15 protein-coding genes are annotated in these 20157 nt (G+C 73.9%); 3 read left to right on the plus strand and 12 right to left on the minus strand.

Translation table 11 applies throughout. From position 1 onward, the window contains the following. Window positions 1–23: 23 nt before the first annotated feature. Window positions 24–1715 (minus strand): reprolysin-like metallopeptidase, encoded by a 1692-nt coding sequence (locus C5507_RS06045; RefSeq protein ID WP_104527639.1) that lies wholly within the window; start codon window positions 1713–1715, stop codon window positions 24–26. A gap of 173 nt (window positions 1716–1888) precedes the next feature. Beyond that, window positions 1889–3292 carry an NAD(P)H-quinone dehydrogenase gene (locus tag C5507_RS06050; RefSeq protein WP_104527640.1) on the minus strand — a complete coding sequence of 468 codons (1404 nt, stop codon included), beginning with the start codon at window positions 3290–3292 and terminating at the stop codon, window positions 1889–1891. 114 nt (window positions 3293–3406) lie between these two features. On the opposite strand from C5507_RS06050, the gene C5507_RS06055 reads away from it, so the two are divergent. Beyond that, a complete protein-coding gene (locus C5507_RS06055) occupies window positions 3407–3877 on the plus strand; it encodes a gamma-glutamylcyclotransferase family protein (protein WP_104527641.1) in 471 nt (156 codons plus the stop codon). A 7-nt stretch (window positions 3878–3884) separates the two neighbouring features. Here C5507_RS06055 and C5507_RS22145 read toward each other — a convergent pair whose 3' ends face one another. The 5 genes from C5507_RS22145 to C5507_RS06080 are packed head-to-tail and all read right to left on the minus strand — an operon-like array spanning window position 3885 to window position 9488. Continuing rightward, window positions 3885–6059, minus strand: coding sequence for a hypothetical protein (locus C5507_RS22145; RefSeq protein ID WP_158657524.1), 2175 nt, complete (start codon window positions 6057–6059; stop codon window positions 3885–3887). Beyond that, window positions 6056–6994, minus strand: a complete 939-nt coding sequence (locus C5507_RS23290; RefSeq protein WP_207225827.1) for a WxcM-like domain-containing protein — start codon at window positions 6992–6994, stop codon at window positions 6056–6058. The genes C5507_RS22145 and C5507_RS23290 overlap by 4 nt, the downstream gene beginning before the upstream one ends. Beyond that, a complete protein-coding gene (locus C5507_RS06070) occupies window positions 6988–7401 on the minus strand; it encodes a GtrA family protein (protein WP_158657525.1) in 414 nt (137 codons plus the stop codon). The genes C5507_RS23290 and C5507_RS06070 overlap by 7 nt, the downstream gene beginning before the upstream one ends. Then, a complete protein-coding gene (locus C5507_RS06075) occupies window positions 7388–8359 on the minus strand; it encodes a glycosyltransferase family 2 protein (protein ID WP_207225829.1) in 972 nt (323 codons plus the stop codon). The genes C5507_RS06070 and C5507_RS06075 overlap by 14 nt, the downstream gene beginning before the upstream one ends. Then, window positions 8349–9488 carry a DegT/DnrJ/EryC1/StrS family aminotransferase gene (locus C5507_RS06080; protein ID WP_104527643.1) on the minus strand — a complete coding sequence of 380 codons (1140 nt, stop codon included), beginning with the start codon at window positions 9486–9488 and terminating at the stop codon, window positions 8349–8351. Before C5507_RS06080 ends, C5507_RS06075 begins: the two co-directional genes overlap by 11 nt. A gap of 256 nt (window positions 9489–9744) precedes the next feature. Between C5507_RS06080 and C5507_RS06085 the strand changes: the two genes are divergently transcribed. After that, complete coding sequence (locus tag C5507_RS06085; protein ID WP_207225831.1) at window positions 9745–10845, plus strand: glycosyltransferase family 2 protein; 1101 nt, start codon at window positions 9745–9747, stop codon at window positions 10843–10845. Between the two features lie 196 nt (window positions 10846–11041). After that, window positions 11042–12340, plus strand: coding sequence for a hypothetical protein (locus C5507_RS06090; RefSeq protein ID WP_104527644.1), 1299 nt, complete (start codon window positions 11042–11044; stop codon window positions 12338–12340). A gap of 13 nt (window positions 12341–12353) precedes the next feature. On the opposite strand, the gene meaB is transcribed toward C5507_RS06090, so the two are convergent. From meaB to C5507_RS06115, 5 genes are read right to left on the minus strand one after another with little or no spacing between them, the layout of a single operon-like run. Next, window positions 12354–13367 (minus strand): methylmalonyl Co-A mutase-associated GTPase MeaB, encoded by a 1014-nt coding sequence (meaB, locus tag C5507_RS06095; RefSeq protein WP_104527645.1) that lies wholly within the window; start codon window positions 13365–13367, stop codon window positions 12354–12356. Next, complete coding sequence (scpA, locus tag C5507_RS06100; protein WP_104527646.1) at window positions 13367–15592, minus strand: methylmalonyl-CoA mutase; 2226 nt, start codon at window positions 15590–15592, stop codon at window positions 13367–13369. The genes meaB and scpA overlap by 1 nt, the downstream gene beginning before the upstream one ends. Further along, window positions 15589–17550, minus strand: a complete 1962-nt coding sequence (locus C5507_RS06105; protein WP_104527647.1) for a methylmalonyl-CoA mutase family protein — start codon at window positions 17548–17550, stop codon at window positions 15589–15591. The genes scpA and C5507_RS06105 overlap by 4 nt, the downstream gene beginning before the upstream one ends. Further along, window positions 17547–18836, minus strand: a complete 1290-nt coding sequence (locus C5507_RS06110) for an amidohydrolase (protein WP_104527756.1) — start codon at window positions 18834–18836, stop codon at window positions 17547–17549. The genes C5507_RS06105 and C5507_RS06110 overlap by 4 nt, the downstream gene beginning before the upstream one ends. Then, window positions 18833–20038 (minus strand): glutamate--cysteine ligase, encoded by a 1206-nt coding sequence (locus tag C5507_RS06115; protein WP_104527648.1) that lies wholly within the window; start codon window positions 20036–20038, stop codon window positions 18833–18835. The genes C5507_RS06110 and C5507_RS06115 overlap by 4 nt, the downstream gene beginning before the upstream one ends. Window positions 20039–20157 lie beyond the last annotated feature (119 nt).

Here is a 20157-nt window from a genome sequence, read left to right on the forward strand (position 1 = left end):
ATCGGGGATCGGCGGCCGTCGGCTCAGCGGCGGAGACGGTTGCGGCGCAGCGACTGCAGGACCAGCAGCCCGCCACCGACCAGCACCGAGGCCCCGATCGGGACCAGGAGCCCGCCCAGCGAGCTGGCGGAGTCCGCGACCGGCTCCAGCGAGACGGTCCCGCGCGTCGAGAACTCCGGGACCGGCGGCACCCAGGTCACCGGCTTCGGCGCCGGCGCCGTCGGGGCCTCCGACGCCGGGTCCGCGGCGATCGTGCCGGCGCGGTCGGCGCCCCCCCGCGCGGCGGCGGCTGCGGACCGGGGTGCGGCGGCCGCGGCGGCCCCGCGCGCCGCCGGCGCGAGCTGGAGCACCGCACCGGCGTCGTCGACCCGCTGCACCGTGACCGTGATGTCGCCGCCGGAGACGGGAACGGCAGTGCCCACGGGGAGCGCGGACTGCAGGTCGTCGTCCCAGCGCGACGCCGCGCTCGGCGTGCCGTCGAGCAGCAGCGTGGTGTCGGGAAAGGTTCCCACGCGGCGCAGCAGGACCCCGGAGTCGAGGCGGTAGACGTTGTCGCCCGTGCCCAGCCAGGCGTCCTGTCCCGTGGCGGCGCGCAGCTCCAGCCAGTGGTCGACGCCCTCGGCGTCGACCAGCCGTACGGCGCGGACCTGGCCGGTGCCGGCCAGGGGGCTGAGGGTCACGGTGGTGGCGGCGTCGCCCACGGAGACGGTCCGAGTCGCCGCGTCGGGCAGCACCCGCAGGGCAGCGGCCTGGCCGGCGTTGAGCGCCCCGAGCCGGCCCCAGGAGGCGCCCATGACGTCGTAGAGGTCGCGGTAGCCGCTGGTGCGGCAGGAGCCGCCCTCCATCGTCGCGTCGCACTGCTCCGCCGAGGAGTGGCCGAGACCGAAGTTGTGGCCGAGCTCGTGGGCGATGACCGACGGGAGGTCCTGGCGGACGTAGAGGTAGCCACCGGAGGACGGCTCGGCGCCGACCTGGGCCAGCGCGTAGGAGCAGCCGGGCTGCCCGGCGGTCTGGTCGCTCAGGCGCAGCAGGAGGTGCTTGCGCGGGCCGGGCACGAACCCGACCTTCGCGGCCACCTCGGTCCACAGCGCGTTCGGGTCGGCGCAGCCGGCGGTGGTGCTCACCCAGGGGCGGGAGGCCACGACACCGAGCTGGATGGCGCCGCCGGTCTGCTGCGCCCAGAAGTCGGCGACCGTGCCGTCGACGGTGCGGACGACGTCGCTCAGCTGCGTGCCGTCGGGCATCGTGCCGGCGGGCGCGACGAGGACGACCGTCACCTCGTTGGTCAGCCCGCCGCGGGGCGCCGGCACCGGCGTGGTGTCCGGGCTCGGGGGCGGGGACAGCACGTCGCTCTCCAGGACCTCGCGGGCCTGGTCGCCGCCGTCCTCGCTGTGGTCGTCCTCGACGGTGCCACCGACGGTCACCTCGACGGTCGCCCCGGCCGGCACGCCCGCCATCTGCCCGGTGGGCACCCGGACGGCCCCGTCGGCAGCGGCGACCCAGCTCAGCATCGCGTCGTCCCCGTGGTCCTGCGCGGCGCCGGGCGCGCCCTCGGCGTAGGCCTGGACGAACTCGCCGACGACGGTGGTGCCGCTGTCCGCGGCGGCGACCGCAGGGACGGCGACGGCAGACGTGGTCAGCGCACCGGCCACCGCCACGGCGCGCAGCAGACGACGGTGGCCGCGGGGACGACGGAGGTCGTGGTCAGGAGACATCGACTCCTGAATCGGCGGCCCGCGCACGCGTCGGCACCGTCGGCGCGAAGTTGAGCCGAACTCCCGTCACATCCGCCGCAGGCGCCCCCGGCTCCTCAGGTGACGCTGTGGAACGGCCCCTTCCAGGGCCGCGCCCCGAGCGTGCGAGGGGCGGGGAGGAAGGGGGTCCTTCTTCAGGCGAGGTCGTCGGCACCCATCAGCCGGCGGCCGGCCTCGGTGATCGACCCCGACAGCGACGGGTAGATCGCGAACGTCTGCGCCAGGTCGGCGACGGTCAGGCCCTTGGTGACGGCGAGCGCGATGGGCAGCACCAGCTCCGAGGCCCCCGGGGAGACGACGACGCCGCCGACGATCACGCCGGTCGAGCGGCGGGCGAACAGCTTCACGAACCCGGCGCGCAGGTCGCTCATCTTGGCGCGGGCGTTGGTGGCCAGCGGCAGCCGCACGACCTCGACATCGGCGTCGTCGGCCAGGGACCTCTCCTGGACGCCGACGGTGGCGATCTCCGGGTGGGTGAAGACGTTGGCGGCGACCGTCTTGAGCTTGATCGGCGCCACGGCCTCGCCGAGGGCGTGCCACATGGCGATCCGGCCCTGCATGGCGGCCACCGACGCCAGCTGGAAGACGCCGGTGACGTCGCCGGCGGCGTAGATGCCGGGGACCGACGTGCGGGAGACGCGGTCGACCACCACGTGCCCGGCCTCGGTCACCTGGACGCCGTGGGACCCGAGGTTCAGCCCGGCGGTGTTGGGCACGGTGCCGACGGTCATCAGCGCGTGCGAGCCCTCGACGGTGCGCCCGTCGGTCAGCTCGACCACGACGCCCTTCTCGGTGCGCCGGACGCCGGCGGCCCGGCCGCGCTCCAGGCGGCCACCGCGGGACTGGAAGACCTCCTCGAGCACCTCGGCGGCGTCGGAGTCCTCGCCGGGCAGCACGCGGTCGCGGGAGGAGACGAGGGTGACCGGCACGCCCGCCTCGAGGTAGCCGGAGGCGAACTCGGCGCCCGTGACGCCGGAGCCGACGACGACGAGGTGCTGCGGCGGCTCCTGCAGGTCGTAGACGTCGCGCCAGTCGAGGATCCGCTCGTGGTCCGGCTCGGCACCGGGCAGCACGCGCGGGTCGGCGCCGGTGGCGATGAGCACGACGTCGCCCTCGATCTCGTCGACGACGGCGCCAGCGTCGTCCAGGATCTCCACCTCGTGCGCCGCCAGGCCGGGGACGTCGTCGGCGAGCCGCCCCTGACCGCGGAGGATCCGCACGCCCTCGCCCTCGAGACGGGCCTGGATGTCGGCGGACTGCGCCATCGACAGGTCCTTCACCCGCTGGTTGGCGGCCGGCAGGTCCAGGCTCACCGTCGCGAGCTCCGCACCGTGCACGCCGAGGACGGCGGAGTCGCGCACCGACGTCATGGCGCCGGCCGCCGCGATCAGCGCCTTGGACGGCACGCAGTCGGTGAGCACGCTGGCCCCGCCGATGCCGTCGCGCTCGATCACGGTGACCTCCGCGCCGAGCTGCGCGGCGACCAGGGCGGCCTCGTAGCCGGCCGGGCCACCACCGATGATGACGATGCGGGTCATGGATCCAACTTCCTCAGCCGTTCGGTCGGTCGCGGCCATTGTCCCCGTTGCCGCCACCGTTCCGGGGACCGCCCGTTTCCCGGCCTGCCCGCTCGCTGGTTAGTCTCGCCTGCGATGGGCCTCTACGCCGCCTACGGGTCGAACATGGATCCGGCGCAGATGCTGCGCCGCTGCCCGTCGTCGCCGCACACCGGCACCGGCTGGATCCGCGGCTGGCGGCTGACCTTCGGCGGCGAGGAGCTGGGCTGGGAGGGCGCGCTCGCCACCCTCGTCCCGGCGGAGGACGACGGGGTGGGCGGGGACACCGATGCGGTCTTCGTCGCGTTGTACGACCTCACCGAGGCCGACGAGCGGGCGCTGGACTCGTGGGAGGGTGCCGACTCGGGCCTCTACCGCCGGGTGCACCTGCGGGTGCACACCCTCGGCGGCGACGTCGTCGCCTACGCCTACGTGCTCGACGCCTTCGAGGGCGGGTTGCCCTCGGCCCGCCACCTCGGCGCGATCGCCGACGGCGCGGAGGCCGCCGGCGCCCCCGACGACTACGTCCACGAACTCCGCGCGCGCCCCTGCCGCTCCGCCTTCTGATCCCCGGTCAGGGGGACAGACGCAGGATGACCGTCGTGTCCGTCGCGAACGCCTGCGCGGCGTGGGCACCCCAGTCCCGGTTCGACGTCGAGGCCAGGTCGACGACCACCCACCGGACACCCGCGTCCCAGAGCATCCGGGCGTCGGCCTCGTTCGGCGCGTCCACGAACCGCCGCGACACGTCGATCCGGTCCCGCACCCAGGCAGGGTGCGGCAGGCCGTCGAGGTAGTCCGCCCCCTGCACGTACATCCGCCGGTCGGCCAGCGCGGCATCCAGGAACCACCGGTGCCGGCCGCAGGTGGCCGCCTGGTCCCCGGGAGCGCTGCACTGCCGGTTGGTGGCCACCACGTCGTCCACCGCCGAGTGCACCCGCAGCCAGTCCAGCGCGGCGGCGTGCGCCGGCGACCAGGCCATCGGCGCCTCCGGGGCAGCGGGCGCCGGGGCCGGGGCCCGCGCGCTGTCCAGCACCGCGGCCTGACCCGACGTCAGCGCGGCGATCGACAGCGCCCAAGCCAGCGCCGCCGTGGCGCCGACCGCACCCGCGCGGACACGGGCCGGACCGCCCCGCCACCACCGGTGCAGGAGCAGCCCGAGGGCCAGGAGCAGCGGCAGCCCCCAGACCGCGTAGGGCGAGAGCCAGGCCAGCCGCTGAGGCACGGACAGCAGCCCCACGACACCGGCCGCCACCCCGACGCCGGCCGCCGTCCACAGCGTGGCGGCGGGCAGCCGGTCCAGCGCGACCCCCAGCCCGGCCGCCGCCACCACCGAGACGGCCACCCCCGCCGAGATCGGGAAGTAGGTCTGGCTGAGGCCGGGGTGACCGAGCACCGCGGCGAAGAGCAACCCCGCCCCGGCCGCCCCCAGCGCGAACCACACCTCCGGCCGGGCCCGGCGCCCGAGCAGCACCAGCAATCCCGCCCACTTGGCCGCGAACACCAGGACCACCGCCACCGTGCCGAGGACCAGGCCCAGCCACCCCGACCCGTCCCACACGCCGAAGGCGCGGGCAGTGGCCCCGGGCTCCAGGAACAGGTCACCCGCGCTCCCCATGACGAGGACGACGAAGGCGACGGCGACCGCGCCGAGGACGACGAGCAGCGCGGTCAGCGCGCGCCTCCGGTTGTCCCGGTCGCGCAGCCCGGCCACGGCGAGCAGGCCGACCCCGCCCCCGAGCACCGCGGCGAAGCTGGTCTTGCCGCCGACGCAGCCGACGGCGAAGAGGGCCAGGAAGGCGTAGGGCCACCGGAGCGTCCCGCGGAGCAGGTCGGTGATGACCACGGCGGCGCCCAGCAGGGACAGCGCGCCGAAGCCGAGGGACGGTGAGAGCAGGGAGTGCTGCAGGAAGGTGATCGACGAGGCGCTCGCGACGTTGAGGCCCACGGCGACCAGCAGGACCGCCAGGGCCGGCACCGCGCGGTGGGTCGACAGCCGCCGGCTCCACGTCCAGACCAGGCACAGGATGCCGAGAAAGACGACCAGCGGCAGGACGCGGGTCAGGACGACGAAGGCGTCGGCACCCGCGGCGTCCGTCGTCGCGCCCGACCAGGCGTGCACGAACCAGTGGTAACGGACCGGGTTCCCCGCGGCGAAGATGCTGTCGCCCGGCCCCCAGGTGGCCAGGGACGTGGCCAGCGCCTCGTGGTAGGGGATGTCGACGTAGTAGCTGCGCCAGCCGTCGAAGGACAGCGGGTGCGCCCGCCAGAACGACCACACGTAGACCAGCGCCACCGCCAGGCCCGCGCCCACGCTGCCGAGCTCGTCGAACGCGGGACGCACGACGGTGCCCGCGCGTAGACGGGCGCGGACGGCCGGCGCCAGGAGGGCGGCGGCGAGAGCCGCGGTGGGTGCCAGCCAGCCGAGCGGGGCCAGCGGTGTCGGCCGCAGCAGCTGCGCGCCGAGCATGGCGAGCAGCAGACCGATCGCCGTCCCCATGCCGATCAGCTCGCTGACCGACAGTCCGGCCGGCCCTTGCGCCAGCCGCCAGAGCAGCGCCCCGGTGCCCACCTGCACGCCGACGACGAGGACGAGGACGAAGGCCTGGAGTGGGTCGACGTCACCCGCGACCAGCAGCGTCCAGCCGGCCACGGCGAGCCCGCACGGGACCGCCCAGGCGACGCGCGCGCCCTCCGGACGCAGCCGCCCCTCCGGCGGCGTCCCCCGCTCCAGCAGTGTCGCGGTCACGAGGACGCGGCCCGGGCGACCTCGGCGAGGAACTCGTCGTGGTCGCGGATGTAGTCGTCGGGGTCGTAGGGGTCCGACGCCAGGACCAGCAGGACGGCGTCGGAGGAATACCGGTACTGCGTTCCCCAGATCATCGGCTCCATGTGCAGGGCGAGGTCCGGCCGGTCCAGCACGAACTCCTGCCGTCCGGTGCCGTCGTCGACCAGGGCGCTCACGCTGCCCTGGACGCAGACGAGGAGCTGATGGCACTGGCGGTGCGCGTGCGCTCCGCGCACGTCGGTCGAGGGAACCCCGAAGACGGTGAAGAACCGCTGCGGCACGAACGGGAGGTCGCCGCCGAAGTTGGCGGCGACGAGACTGCCGCGGAGGTCGTCCGCTCGGGTCAGCCGGACCAGGTTCGCACCCGGGACGCGACTGGTCTGCACGTGGCGCGGATCGCCCCGCCGGTCGGTGACCTCGCCGGGACCGGCGTCCACGTACCCGACGATCCGCGCCGGGTTGCCCGCCACGATGGCATGGGGAGGTACGTCCTTGGTGACCACCGCTCCGGCACCGACCATGGCCTGCCGGCCGATCGAGACACCCGGCAGGATCGTCGCGTTCGCCCCCAGGGAGGCCCCGGGGCCGACGGTGGTGCGCGCGAAGGTCTCCGGGTAGACCTTGCTCCGGGGATAGCGGTCGTTCGTGAACGTCACGTTGGGGCCGACGAAGACGTCGTCGGCCAGCCGGGTGCCGTCCCAGAGCTGCACCCCGCACTTCACGGTCACGCGGTCCCCCACCACGACGTCGTTCTCCACGAAGACGTGGTCGCAGATGTTGCACTCCGCGCCGATCCGGGCACCGGGGAGCACATGGGCGAACGCCCAGATCCGGGTGCCCTCGCCGATGGTGGTGCTCTCGCAGAGGCCCTGGTCGTGGACGAAGTAGTTCAGCACGGCTGCTCCTGGTCGTGGGACGACGTTGGTGTGGTGCGGGCGAAGATGAGGCGGCCGCCGAGAAAGCTCAGCGGAGCAGTCACGGCCACCGTCGCGAGGGCCAGCGGCAGCGGCGCCCAGTCGTGGCCGCGGTCGAGCAGGCCGACGACCCCCAGCCCGATGGCGTAGACGCCCAGGTACCAGGAGACGAAGAGCGCCCGGCGGGCCCACGACCGTTCCGCGCGGAAGACGTAGCTGTTGGTCATCGCGGTGGTGAACGCCAGGCCGAGGACGTAGACGAGGGTATAGGCGATGGCGGCGTCCATGAACTGCGCGAGCACCGCCAGCGCGGCCGCCGTCACGGCGGTGTTGGCACCGCCGACGAGGAGGAACCGCCAGATCTGGCCGGAGGAGTCAGTTGTCGACACGATTGCGCGCCAGGAACTTCTCGTGCGTCATCGCCACGGCCGCGGGCCTGCCCTTGCTGTTCTCGTAGGTGCGCCAGACGTAGGAGCCCACGACGCCGAGCCCGAACAGGAGGGTGAACGTCGAGAGCAGCACGACCAGCATCAGCGGCGTGTAGCCGGCCTGCTGGATGGCGCCGGTGAGCCGGGCGGCGACCAGTCCCGCCCCGGTGAGCAGGGTGAGGACGCCGCCGACGGCGCCGACGAGCGTGAGGAGCGTGATCGGCACGTCGGTGAAGGAGTAGACGCTGTCGAGGAAGTACCGCAGCTTGCGCCCGAAAGTCCAGCCGCTGCGCCCCTCGGTCCGCGGTGACCGCCGGTAGGGCACCTCCGCGCGCCGGAACCCGAGCCAGTACAGCAGGCCCACCAGACTCGAGTGCGACTCGTCGAGCGCGACGAGCTCGTCGGCCACCTGCCGGGTGCAGCCGAAGATGTCCACGCCACCCGCGGGGATCTCGCGGTGCACCCACCGCCGGTACACCGACCAGAAGACCCGGGACAGCAGCATGCTGGTCCGAGGGTCGTCGCGGCTCTCCCGGGTGCCCACGGCCACGTCGACGTCGCCCGTCGACAGCCGCGCGAACAGCTCCTCGACCAGCTCCGGCGGCTCCTGCAGGTCGGCGGCCATCGCGGCGATGTACCGCCCCTCCGCCGCGGCGAAGCCGGTACGGAGAGCGGCGAAGGAGCCGAAGTTGCGCGAGTGGGCCACCAGCTGCGAGGGGAAGGCCGCCGACCGGAGGAGGCGCCGCAGCACCACGAGGGACCCGTCAGGCGAGCCGTCGACGACGAAGACCGCCTCCATGTGGCCGTCGAGCCGGTGGGCCATGACCTCCAGCCGCTCGAGCAGGGCCGGCAGCGTGGCCTCGTTGCCGTACACCGGCACGACGACGGAGTAGCGGACGTCCCCCGGCTCAGAGATCACGGAGCACGGTGCAGACGCGGTCCACCTCGTCCTTCCCGAGCTCGGGGAAGCACGGAAGGGTGAGGATCCGCCCGGCCATCTCCTCCGTCACCGGCAGCGACACGCTCGCGAAGTGGTCGACGAACGGGGCCTGCTGGTGGTCGGGTACCGGGTAGTGGACATCGGACTGGATCCCGGCGGCGTCCAGGGCTGCCCGGACCGCTGCGCGGTCCTGGGCGACCAGCACGGCCAGGTGGCCGACGTGGTCGGCCCCCGATGCCGGGAGGACCCGCACGCGGACCCCGTCGGCGGCCTCGACGTAGCGCGCGATCACCTCTCGACGGCGCTGGTTCCAGTCGTCGAGATGGGGCAGTCGCACCCGCAGGAAGGCGGCCTGGAGCTCGTCCAGGCGGCTGTTGCGGCCACCGTCCTGGCCGACCCGGTACTTCGCCTCCCAGCCGTACTGGCGCAGTCGGCGGGCCTGCTCGGCCACGTCCGGGCGGCGGGTGGTGATCGCGCCGCCGTCACCCAGCGCCCCGAGGTTCTTGGTCGGGTAGAAGCTGAAGGCAGCCACGTCGCCGAGCCCGCCGGCGCGCCGGCCCGGCTCTCCCGCACCCGCGGCCTGCGCGCAGTCCTCCAGCACCGCGACACCGCGAGCCCGCGCGACCGCGCGGATGCCGGCGACGTCGGCGAGCCGGCCGTAGAGGTGGGTGACGACGACGACCGAGACGTCGTCGCCCAGGACCGCCTCCACCGACTCCGGGGTGAGAAGGAGGGTCTCGGGGTCCACGTCGGCGTACCGGGGGATCAGCCCCGCCCTGCGGATGGCCGTCGAGCTGTACATGCCCGCGTTGGCGGCAGTGACCACGACCGAGCCGGGGCTGGGGAGCAGCGACTTCAGGGAGATCTCGAGCGCGTCGGTGCCGTTGCCGACTCCGATGCACTCGACGCCACCCAGGTACTCCCCGAACTCCCGCTCGAAGGCCTGGTGCTCCGGGCCGTGGACGTACCAGCCGTTGCGGAGCACCCGCGTGGCGGCCGCCTCCAGCTCCTCGGCGAGCGCCTCGTAGCCACGCTTGAGGTCGTTCAGCGGCACTGCGGGCGAGGAACTCGCCACCGCGTCGGCCTTCTGCTCGGGCTCTCCGGCCATGCATCCTCCAAAGCTCCCGACCACGGTAACCGGTGCCGTCCGTGGACCCGGTCCGATGGTCACCCTCCGCGCTGCCGAGGCGGCACATCACTGCCCCAGCGACCACAGTGAACGCAGTCGTCCCACCGGCCGCACGTGCCTTGCGCGGGAAACGGGGAAACGGTCCGTCACATGCCACCCTCGGGACGTCATCTACGGATGAGCGGTCCACGGACGGCCCGCCGGAACGACGTGAACCAGACCGAGCGGGTGTGCGATGTCCCTGACCAACGTTGACCTGATGGCCCGGCCGGCCGTCCACGAGGGACACCGCACCGCGGCGTCGGTCGCGCGACCCGCCGCTCCGGTCGTCCCGGTGGCTCGCGCCTCCGCCGATGACCACACCCTCGCTCCGGAGTCCTGCGAGGTCGCGGTCACCTACTCCGTCGTCGTGCCGGTGTATGGCAACGAGGCCACCATCCCCCGGCTCGTCGCCCGGCTCGCCACGCTCTCGCGGGAAGCGGACGCCCCGCTCGAGGTCGTCTTCGTCGTCGACGGCTCCCCGGACGGGTCGCTGCTGCTGCTGCGCCGCCTGCTGCCCGGGTCCGGGCTCCGGGCGCAGCTGGTGACGCTGTCGCGGAACTACGGCTCGTTCCCCGCGATCCGGGCCGGCCTGGCCGTCGCCCGCGGTGACTTCGTGGCGGTGATGGCCGCCGACCTGCAGGAGCCGGTCTCCCTGGTGGAGGACATCTTCGCCCGGCTGGCCACCGGCGACTACGACGTGGCCGTGGGCGTCCGCGCGGGGCGCACCGACCCCGCGCTGTCCTCGCTGGCGTCCCGCACGTTCTGGGGGACCTACCGTCGGTTCGTCCAGAAGGATCTCCCCGCGGGCGGGGTCGACATGTTCGGCTGCACCCGGCAGGTGGCGACCGAACTGCTCCGCCTCGAGGAGTCGAACACCAGCCTCGTCGGCCTGCTCTACTGGCTCGGCTTCCGGCGCGCCGAGGTCCCCTACGTCCGTCAGGAACGCGAGCACGGGAAGAGCGGGTGGACCTTCAGGAAGAAGCTCCGGTACATGACCGACAGCATCTTCTCCTTCACCGACCTGCCGATCACCGTGCTGATCGCCGCCGGCCTGCTCGGGGTGGCGTCCTCCACCGTCGCCGGCGTCGCCGTGCTCCTGGCCTGGGCCACCGGCAACGTCGAGGTGGCGGGGTACACCCCGCTGATGCTCATGCTGTTCCTGCTGTGCTCGTCGATCCTGCTCGCCCTCGGCATCGTCGGGTCCTACGTCTGGCGGACGTACGAGAACAGCAAGCAGCGCCCCAGCGCGATCCCGATGGCGCACGAGCACTTCACGCCCGCCGAACGTGGTTGAGGCCGACACCCGGGGGCACCGCGCTGCGGGGCCCCGGTCACCGGCTCCCCCGCGTGCGGATGAACCGGTGGCCCGACGTGCCGCAGCGACGAGCGAGACGACATCGGTGCGGCGACTGCTCCCGGCGGTGCCGGTGAAACGGTCGGCCGCCCACCCCTCTGCGGCGGCTCCGTCCGCACGTCCCGTCACCTGGCGCGTGCGAGCGCTGGTGGCTGCGGTCCTGGCCGGGACCGTCCTCCTGCAGCCGGCGGCCCCCGTCTTCCTCTGGGACGCCTCCGGTTACTGGAACGGCACGCAGTCGGTCCTCCGCGGCGGCAGCACCTTCGAGGCCGGATACCTCTCGCTCCGCGGCGTGCTGACCTCGTTCGTCTACCTCCCGGCCGCGGTGCTGGTGGAGCTGACCTCCGACTCCCTGGCCGGTGTCGCCGTGCTGGCGCAGAACGCGGCACTGATCGCGGTCATCGGCGTGGTCCTGCTCCCGCGGCTCGTCGGGCTCTGGCGACCGGTGACCACCCCGGTGGTTCTCGTCTCGGCCGCGGGCACGGGGGTGGTGCTCCGTGGCTTCGCGCCGTTCCCCCTCATGGACATCTGGGTGGCTGCCCTCCTCCTGACCGCGGCGCTGCTCCTCCACGGTCGGTCCCGATGGTGGCTGGTCGCAGCCGGCGCCGCGGCGGGCGCTGCGTTCAACATCAGGCCCGCCGCCCTGCTGCCGCTGCTGCTGCTCGCGGCCGCCGTCCTCGTCGCGCGCCGGTCGAGCGGCCTGTGGTTCGCCGCGGGAGCGGTGGGCGCGCTGGTGCCGCAGTTCCTGCTCAACCGGTGGCGCGGCACCGCCTGGCTGCCCTTCCCGGAGGAGAGCGGCGCGCTCACCGAGCTCCAGGCGTCGTACGCGGCCTACATCGTCCGGTACGACACGGTCATCGACGACGAGGCCGGGCCGCGGCTGTTCTTCTGCAGCCCGGGCATGGCCGACGCCCTCGAAGGCCGGGCACCGACGTCGTTCAGCGAGCTGGCGGTCACCTTCCTGTCGAACTTCCCCCACGCGCTGCTGTTCTCGGCGCAGAAGATCGGCGCGGCGCTGCACTGGCCGCTGTCGACGCCCTACCGGATCGACGAGCCGGGCCTGGACGGGCTGTTCGCCCTGCTGATCACCACCATCACCGTCGTCGGCGCCGCCTTCCTGCTGCGGCACGGTCTCCGCGCCCGCCGAGGGATCGCACTGGAGCAGGTCGCCGTGGGCCTGGTGTGGATCGGCTCGCTGGCGACCCTGGTGACGTCGGCGACCGAGACGCGCTTCGCCGTCCTGCTGGTGCTGGTCGGCGTCGCCGGCCTGGCCTCCGTGGCCGACCGCCGGCCGGATCTCGCCCGAGGCGGCTCGGCGCGCCGGTGGGTGGGCTGGACGCTCCTGGCCATGGTGGCGGTCTACGCCGTCGGGATCAGCGGTCTCGGCCACCCGGTCCCCGGCATCGTGGTCCTCGAGATGTGCACGGGCGGCTGAGCGACCGGCTCCGTCACAGCGTTCGGGCTGCCTCGCCGGTCGCTGGTCCGATGAACAGCTCCAGGACCTGCCGGGCGGCGAGCGCGGGGGTGAGCTCACCGGCGAGCACCTGCTTCTCGAGATCCGGCACGGCGGCGCGCACGCCGGGGTGCGCCCGCAGCGAGTGCTCGAGCCCGTCGCGCACGAGCTGCCAGGTCCAGCGCACCTGCTGCGCGCGGCGGCGCTCGTCGAACGCGCCCGACGCCTTGGCCCGCTCCTGGTGCTCGACGAGCTTGGCCCACACCTCGTCCAGCCCCTCGCCGGAGAGCCCGGCGCAGGTGAGCACCGGCACGTCCCACGGCTCCCCGCGCCCCCGCAGCATCCGGATGGCCGAGGACAGCTCCCGCGCGGCCTTGCGGGCGTCGGCGGCTGCCGGACCGTCGGCCTTGTTGACGGCGATGACGTCGGCGATCTCGAGGATGCCGCGCTTGATGCCCTGCAACTGGTCGCCGGTGCGCGCGATGGTCAGGAACAGGAACGAGTCGACCATCTCGGCGACGGTGATCTCCGACTGCCCGACGCCGACGGTCTCCACCAGGACGACGTCGTAGCCGGCCGCCTCCACCACGACCATCGACTCGCGCGTCGCCTGCGCGACACCACCCAGCGTGCCGGAGGTGGGCGACGGCCGGATGAAGGCGTCCGGATCGACGGCGAGCCGCGCCATCCGGGTCTTGTCGCCGAGGATCGACCCGCCCGACCGCGCCGACGACGGGTCGACGGCGAGCACCGCCACCTTCGATCCGGCCGCCGTCAGGTCCACGCCCAGCTGGTCGATGAAGGTCGACTTGCCCACCCCGGGGACGCCGCTGATCCCGATGCGGCGCGCTCCCCCGGCGTGCGGCAGGAGCTCGACGAGCAGCTCCTGCGCCCTCTCCCGGTGGTCGGCCCGCCGCGACTCCACCAGCGTGATGGCGCGGGCCATCACCCGGCGGTCCCCGGCGAGCACCCCCTCGACCAGCGCCGGGACGTCGACCTCGCGACCCATCAGTGGCCGAGGCGCTCGGACAGCGCGCGCAGCAGCTCCTGCGCCGCCTCGGCGATGACGGTGCCGGGCGGGAAGACCGCGGCGGCGCCCATCTCCTTGAGCGTGGGCACGTCGTCGGGCGGGATGACGCCGCCGACGACGATCAGCACGTCGTCGGCGCCGAGCTCGGCCAGCGCGTCGCGCAGCGCCGGCACCAGGGTGAGGTGACCGGCGGCCAGCGAGGAGACGCCGACGACGTGCACGTCGGCCTCCACCGCCTGGCGGGCGACCTCGTCCGGGGTCTGGAACAGCGGGCCGACGTCGACGTCGAAGCCCAGGTCGGCGAAGGCGGTGGCGATGACCTTCTGCCCGCGGTCGTGCCCGTCCTGGCCCATCTTGGCCACCAGGATGCGGGGACGGCGCCCCTCGGCCTCGGCGAACTCCTCGGCCAGCCGGCGGGTCTGCTCCATCGGGCTGTCCTCCCCCGCCCGGCCCCCGGCGAGCGCCTCGTCGCGGTAGACGCCGGAGATGGTGCGGACCTGGCCGGCGTGCCTGCCGTAGACGGCCTCCAGGGCGTCGGAGATCTCGCCCACCGTGGCCTTGGCCCGTGCGGCGTCGACCGCGAGCTTCAGCAGGTTGGCGTCGAGGTCGTTGCCGCGCGTGCCCCCGGCCGCGGCGCGGGCCGCGTCGGTGAGCCGGCCCAGCGCGTCGGACACGGCGCGGTCGTCCCGATCGGCGCGCAGCTGCCCGAGCTTGGCCTTCTGCTGGGCGAGCACGTCGGCGTTGTCGACGCGCAGCACCTCGATCGCCTCGTCGGCGTCGACCCGGTACTTGTTCACCCCGATCACCGGCTGGCGCCCGGAGTCGATGCGCGCCTGGGTGCGGGCAGCGGCCTCCTCGATGCGCAGCTTCGGGATGCCGTCGTCGATGGCCTGCGCCATCCCGCCGTGCTCGGCCACCTCCTGGATGTGCGCCCAGGCACGGCGGGCCAGGTCGTAGGTCAGCCGCTCCACGTACGCCGAGCCGCCCCACGGGTCGACGACACGGGTGGTGCCCGACTCCTGCTGCAGCAGCAGCTGGGTGTTGCGGGCGATCCGGGCGGAGAAGTCCGTCGGCAGCGCCAGCGCCTCGTCCAGGGCGTTGGTGTGCAGCGACTGGGTGTGCCCCTGGGTCGCGGCCATGGCCTCCAGGCAGGTGCGGACGACGTTGTTGTAGACGTCCTGCGCGGTCAGCGACCAGCCCGAGGTCTGCGAGTGGGTGCGCAGCGACAGCGACTTCGGGTTCTGCGCACCGGCCTCCTTCACCAGCTTCGCCCACAGCAGCCGCCCGGCGCGGAGCTTCGCGACCTCCATGAAGAAGTTCATGCCGATGGCCCAGAAGAAGCTCAGACGGGGCGCGAACGCGTCGACGTCCATCCCCGCCGCCTGGCCGGCCTTGAGGTACTCGACGCCGTCGGCCAGCGTGTAGGCCAGCTCCAGATCGGCCGTCGCCCCGGCCTCCTGAATGTGGTAGCCGGAGATCGAGATGGAGTTGAACTTCGGCATCCGCTGCGACGTGAAGCTGAAGATGTCGCTGATGATCTGCATCGAGGGCTGGGGCGGGTAGATGTAGGTGTTGCGCACCATGAACTCTTTGAGGATGTCGTTCTGGATGGTGCCGGTCAGCTGACCGGGCTCCACCCCCTGCTCCTCGGCCGCCACGATGTAGAGCGCCAGCACCGGCAGCACGGCGCCGTTCATGGTCATCGACACGCTCATCTTGTCCAGCGGGATGCCGTCGAACAGCTGCCGCATGTCCAGGATCGAGTCGATGGCCACGCCGGCCATACCGACGTCGCCGACCACGCGCGGGTGGTCGGAGTCGTAGCCGCGGTGGGTGGGCAGGTCGAAGGCGATCGACAGGCCCTTCTGCCCGGCGGCGAGGTTGCGCCGGTAGAACGCGTTGGACTCCGCGGCGGTGGAGAAGCCCGCGTACTGGCGGACCGTCCACGGCTGGGTCGTGTACATCGTCGGGTAGGGGCCGCGCAGGAACGGCGGCAGCCCGGGCAGGGTCTGGAGGAAGTCCAGGCCCTCGAGGTCGGCCGGTGTGTAGAGCGGCGGGACGGTGATGCCCTCGGGGGTCTCCCAGGCCACCTCCTCCACGCCGCGCCCGGTGGTCTCCTTGAACGCCTTGGCCCAGTCGTCCGCGGACGTGCCCGCCGACGGGGTGCCCAGCTCGACGTCGCCGAAGTCGGGGATCGCACTCATGCCTGGACCTCCAGCTGCTCGTGGACCCTCCGGAGCGCCGCGAGCGCGTCGCACCCGGCGAAGACGTACCCGTCGACCCCGTCGATCGCGAGGTCGGGCTTGCCGGCCAGCCACACCTGCGTGGCACCGGCCTCCCGCAGCTCCGTCGCCAGACCGGCGGCCCTCTCCGCGTAGTCCTTGTCGGTGCCGCAGATGCAGGCGACCGTCGTGCCCGCCTCGGCCAGCCCGCTCGCCTCGTCACCCGAGGGCGTCGCCAGCCCGCCGGCCTGGAACAGGTTGCCGGCGAAGGTGACGCGGGCCGTGTGCCGGGCGATCGGACCGACGGTGGCCAGGTAGACGCTCGGCCGGCTGGTCGCGGCGTCGGCCGCGTCGCGCAGCGCCTCGTACTCCTGCGCGGCCCGCACCCGGGGCAGCCCGCCGGTGGGCTGCGGGTCACCTGCGGCCGACCGCCGCTTCCCAGGAGACACGGCCGGCTGCCGGTCGGGCAGCTTCTCACCGAGGTTCGGGAACTCGCTGACGCCGGTGATGGCGTCCGCGCGGGTGGCCAGCCGCTTCGCTCGGGCGTCCCACGCCTGCGCGATCCGGTCCCGGACGAGCCCGGAGGCGAGTGCGGCCGACAGCCCGCCGGCCCGCTCGATCTCGGTGAACCAGTCCCAGGCGGCGCGGGCCAGGTCGTCGGTCAGCGACTCGACGTACCAGGAGCCACCGGCCGGGTCCAGCACCCGCCCGAGGTGCCCCTCCTCCACCAGCAGGTTCTGCGTGTTGCGCGCGATCCGGCGGGAGAAGGAGTCGGGCAGCCCCAGCGCGGCGTCGAAGGGCTGCACCGTCACGGCGTCCGCGCCGCCCACGCCGGCGGCGAAGCAGGCGACGGTGGTGCGCAGCATGTTGACCCACGGGTCGCGCTTCGTCGTCATCACCGAGGAGGTGACGGCGTGCTGGCGCTGGGCGCGGGCCTCGGGCGAGGCGCCGCTGACCTCGCCGACCCGGTCCCAGAGCCGGCGGGCGGCACGGAGGGCGGCGATGGTGGTGAACTGGTCCGCGGACGCCGAGTAGCGGAACTCCAGCTGGGCGGCGGCCTCGTCGACGGAGAGCCCCGCACCGGTGAGCGCCCGCAGGTAGGCGACGCCCGCGGCCAGCGAGGAGCCCAGCTCCTCCACGACCGAGGCTCCCGCGTCGGCGAAGACCGTGCCGTCGACGACCACGGTGCGCAGACCGGCATGGGCGGCGGCGCGACGGGCGACGTCGGCCAGGCCGGAGAGGTCCTGCTCCTCCCCCGAGGCGGCCTCGACGCCCAGCGGGTCCAGGCCGAGGGAGCCGCCGGGGGCCAGGTCGGTGCGGCCCTCCACCAGGTCGAGGAACGCCTCGGCGGCCGGCAGCCCGCCGGAGACGCTGACCGGCGCCAGGTCGAGGAGGACGTCGGAGAGGACGTCGCCGAGGGAGTCGACGGGGACCGCACCCTCGCCGACGACCAGCCACAGCGAGGTGACGCCGTTCTCCAGGTCGGCCGCGATGGCCTCCTTGGTGGTCGTGACGTCGGGGTGCGCGTGCCGCTGGCGGACGTCCCAGCCGCCGGACGCGCCGCCGTCGGCGCCACCGGCGGCGGTGACCTCGGCCGAGCCGGCCGGGCCGCCACCGGGACGGGAGCCGCGCACGAACGGCGGCAGGCCGGGGACGCCGACGCCGGCCGGCAGCTCCGCGGCGTCGTCTGCGGTGTACAGCGGGGCGACCGTCACACCGGGCGCGACCGGCCGGCGCAGCGCGTCCTCGACCGGGTCGGGGAGGTCCTCGCGGCCGGCCTTGCGCAGGACACCGGCGACCAGCTCCCGCCACTGGTCGCGGGTGACCGCCTCGAACTCGCCCGCGAGCGCGAGGTCCTCGGGGACCTCGTGCTCGGCCGGGACGTCGGCGTCAGTCCCTGCCGGTGCCGGGCCGCTCGCCTGCTGGTCGGTGGAACTCATCGTCGGTGGGTCTCCTCAACAGATGGGCGGCCAGCAGTGTCCCCAGGCGCGGGGCGGCGCGTGCGAGGGGGTGCCGCCGAGCCGGTGGCGGACGGCTCGGCGTCCGCCTCGAGCGCCAGCAGCGCCGTCCGGGCCAGCAGCCGGACACCGATCCCGATGGCCCGCTCGTCGACGTCGAAGGTGCCCCGGTGCAGGTCGAGGGGGGCACCGCCGCCGTGGGTGCCCAGGCGCGCCAGCGCGATCGGCATGACGTCGGCGAACCAGCCGAAGTCCTCGCCACCCATGCTCTGCGCGGAGAGCACGACGTTGTCGCCGCCCACCGAGCCGATGGCCGCCGAGCGCAGCAGGGCCACCGCGCGCGGGTCGTTGACCACCGGCGGCACGCCGCGGATGTAGTCGACCCCGACCTCCGCACCGGTCGTGGCCGCCACCCGCTCGACCAGCGAGCGCAGCAGCTCCTCGGCGCCCTTCCAGGCGTCGCGGTCGAGCACCCGGACGGTGCCCCGCAGGGTGCCGCGCTGCGGGATGGCGTTGGCGGCCACCCCCGCGTTCACCGCCCCCCAGACCAGGCTCATCCCGGAGCGCGGGTCGACCTGACGGGAGAGCAGCCCCGGCAGGTCGGTGATGAGCCGGCCCAGGGCGTCGACCAGGTCCACGGTCATCTGCGGCCGCGCGGTGTGCCCGCCCGGCCCGGTGAGCGTGACGTCCATGCGGTCGCAGGCTGCGGTGATCGCCCCGGTGCGCAGACCGACCTTGCCGACGGGCACCGACGGGTCGCAGTGCAGGGCGAAGGCGCGCGAGGCGCCGTCGAGGACGCCCGACGCCACCACCTCGGTCGCCCCGCCGGGCACCGTCTCCTCGGCCGGCTGGAAGACGAACCGCACCCGGCCGGGCATCCCGTCCAGCTCGGTGAGCGCCAGCGCCACCCCCAGCACCACCGTGGTGTGCACGTCGTGGCCGCAGGCGTGGCAGAGCCCCTCCCGGGTGGAGGCGTAGGGCACGTCCTTGAGATCGGCGAGCGGCAGGGCGTCGATGTCGGCCCGGAGCACCACGACCGGCCCGTTCCCGCTGCCCACCTCGCACACCAGCCCGGTGCCGGTGGGCAGCCGGCGCGGCCTGAGCCCGGCCGCGCGCAGCCGCTGCTCGATGAAGGACGTCGTCTCGAACTCGGCGAAGGCCAGCTCGGGGTGGGCGTGCAGGTGGCGTCGGATGGACACCAGGTCGGCGTGGTGGCTGCCGGTCCACTCGTCGACGGCCGCCGCCAGCTTCTCCACGACCGGGGTCATGCCGCGTGCCCGCCCGCGCACTCCGCCGGTCCGGGCACGGAACCCGGGGGCCGGCCCGCCGGCCCGTGCTCGGGGAGGCCGTCCCGCAGCTCGGCCAGCAGGCTGTCGACGACCGGCACCAGCTCGCCGTCGTGCTCCAGCGCCACGGCGCGCTGCCGCTGGTAGGAGGCCCCCACCGCCAGGATGCGGAGCACGTCGTCCAGCTCGGCCTCGCACTCCAGCTTCCGGGCCGTGGGCCGCAGCTCCTCCACCAGCTCGGTGATCGCCTCGCGCACCGGCCGGACGGCACCGGTCTCGTCGACGACGATCTCGGCGTCCAGGCCGTAGCGGACCGCACGCCACTTGTTCTCCCGCACGACCCACTCGGCCGGGCTGGGCAGGGTGTAGCCCCGGTCGAGCTGGGTGTCGAACTGCTCGACCAGGCACTGCGCCAGCGCGGCGACCGCACCGATCTCGTCGAGGGTCGGCAGCCCGTCGCAGATGCGCAGCTCGACGGTGCCGAAGTCGGGGTGCGGGCGGATGTCCCACCACACCTCGCGCACGCTCTCGATGGCGCCGGCGTCGATGAGGGTCTCCATGTACGCCTCGAACGCGCCCCAGTCGGCGAGCCGGAACGGGAGGCCCGCGGTGGGCATCCCCTCGAAGACCTTGGTCCGAACCGATGCCAGCCCGGTGTCGCAGCCCACCCAGAACGGCGAGGACGACGACAGCGCCAGGAAGTGCGGCACGTACTGGCACAGCGCGTTGACCACCGGGATCACCTTCTCCGGGGCGCGCACGCCGACGTGCACGTGCACCCCGAAGATCTGCATCCGGCGGGCCAGCCACTGCATGCGCTCGACGAGCTGGGCGTAGCGCTCCTTCGGGGAGATCTGCTGGCTCTGCCAGTCGGTGAACGGGTGCGTGCCGGCGCACAGCAGCCCGAGGCCCCGCTCGTCCGCGGCGGCGACGACCTCGGCCAGCGTGCCGGCCAGGTCGGCCTTGGCCTCGCTCACGGTGCCGCAGATGCCGGTGATGATCTCCACGGTCGACTGCAGCAGCTCGTGCTTGGCCTTGGGGTGCTCCTCGGCGCCCTCGGGCCGGAGCTCCTCGAGGATCTCGACGGCACCGGGCGAGAGCTCGCGCGTCTCCCGGTCGATGAGCTGCAGCTCCCACTCCACACCGAGGCTGGCGCGTTCCGAGCTACGGAAGGGGATCTCCACCTCCGGGAGTCTAGAAGGACCACCCTTCCCCCCACCTCTCGCAGGCTCGGGGCGGGACCCTGAAGGGTGGCCGCTCCATCACGTCACGAGGCGGGCGCAGAGGACCACGTCACCGGGCC

This window comes from Blastococcus saxobsidens, from assembly GCF_002938435.1.
GTDB classification, from domain to species: Bacteria; Actinomycetota; Actinomycetes; order Mycobacteriales; family Geodermatophilaceae; genus Blastococcus; species Blastococcus saxobsidens.

Coding starts and splice junctions, on each gene's coding strand:
- C5507_RS06055 (WP_104527641.1), top strand. CDS start 3,407: ATGGGCCTCTACGCCGCCTACGGGTCGAACATGGATCCGGCGCAGATG.
- meaB (WP_104527645.1), bottom strand. CDS start 13,367: ATGGGTCGCGAGGTCGACGTCCCGGCGCTGGTCGAGGGGGTGCTCGCC.
- C5507_RS06110 (WP_104527756.1), bottom strand. CDS start 18,836: ATGACCCCGGTCGTGGAGAAGCTGGCGGCGGCCGTCGACGAGTGGACC.
- scpA (WP_104527646.1), bottom strand. CDS start 15,592: ATGAGTGCGATCCCCGACTTCGGCGACGTCGAGCTGGGCACCCCGTCG.
- C5507_RS06080 (WP_104527643.1), bottom strand. CDS start 9,488: ATGGCCGGAGAGCCCGAGCAGAAGGCCGACGCGGTGGCGAGTTCCTCG.
- C5507_RS06105 (WP_104527647.1), bottom strand. CDS start 17,550: ATGAGTTCCACCGACCAGCAGGCGAGCGGCCCGGCACCGGCAGGGACT.
- C5507_RS06085 (WP_207225831.1), top strand. CDS start 9,745: ATGTCCCTGACCAACGTTGACCTGATGGCCCGGCCGGCCGTCCACGAG.
- C5507_RS06050 (WP_104527640.1), bottom strand. CDS start 3,292: ATGACCCGCATCGTCATCATCGGTGGTGGCCCGGCCGGCTACGAGGCC.
- C5507_RS06045 (WP_104527639.1), bottom strand. CDS start 1,715: ATGTCTCCTGACCACGACCTCCGTCGTCCCCGCGGCCACCGTCGTCTG.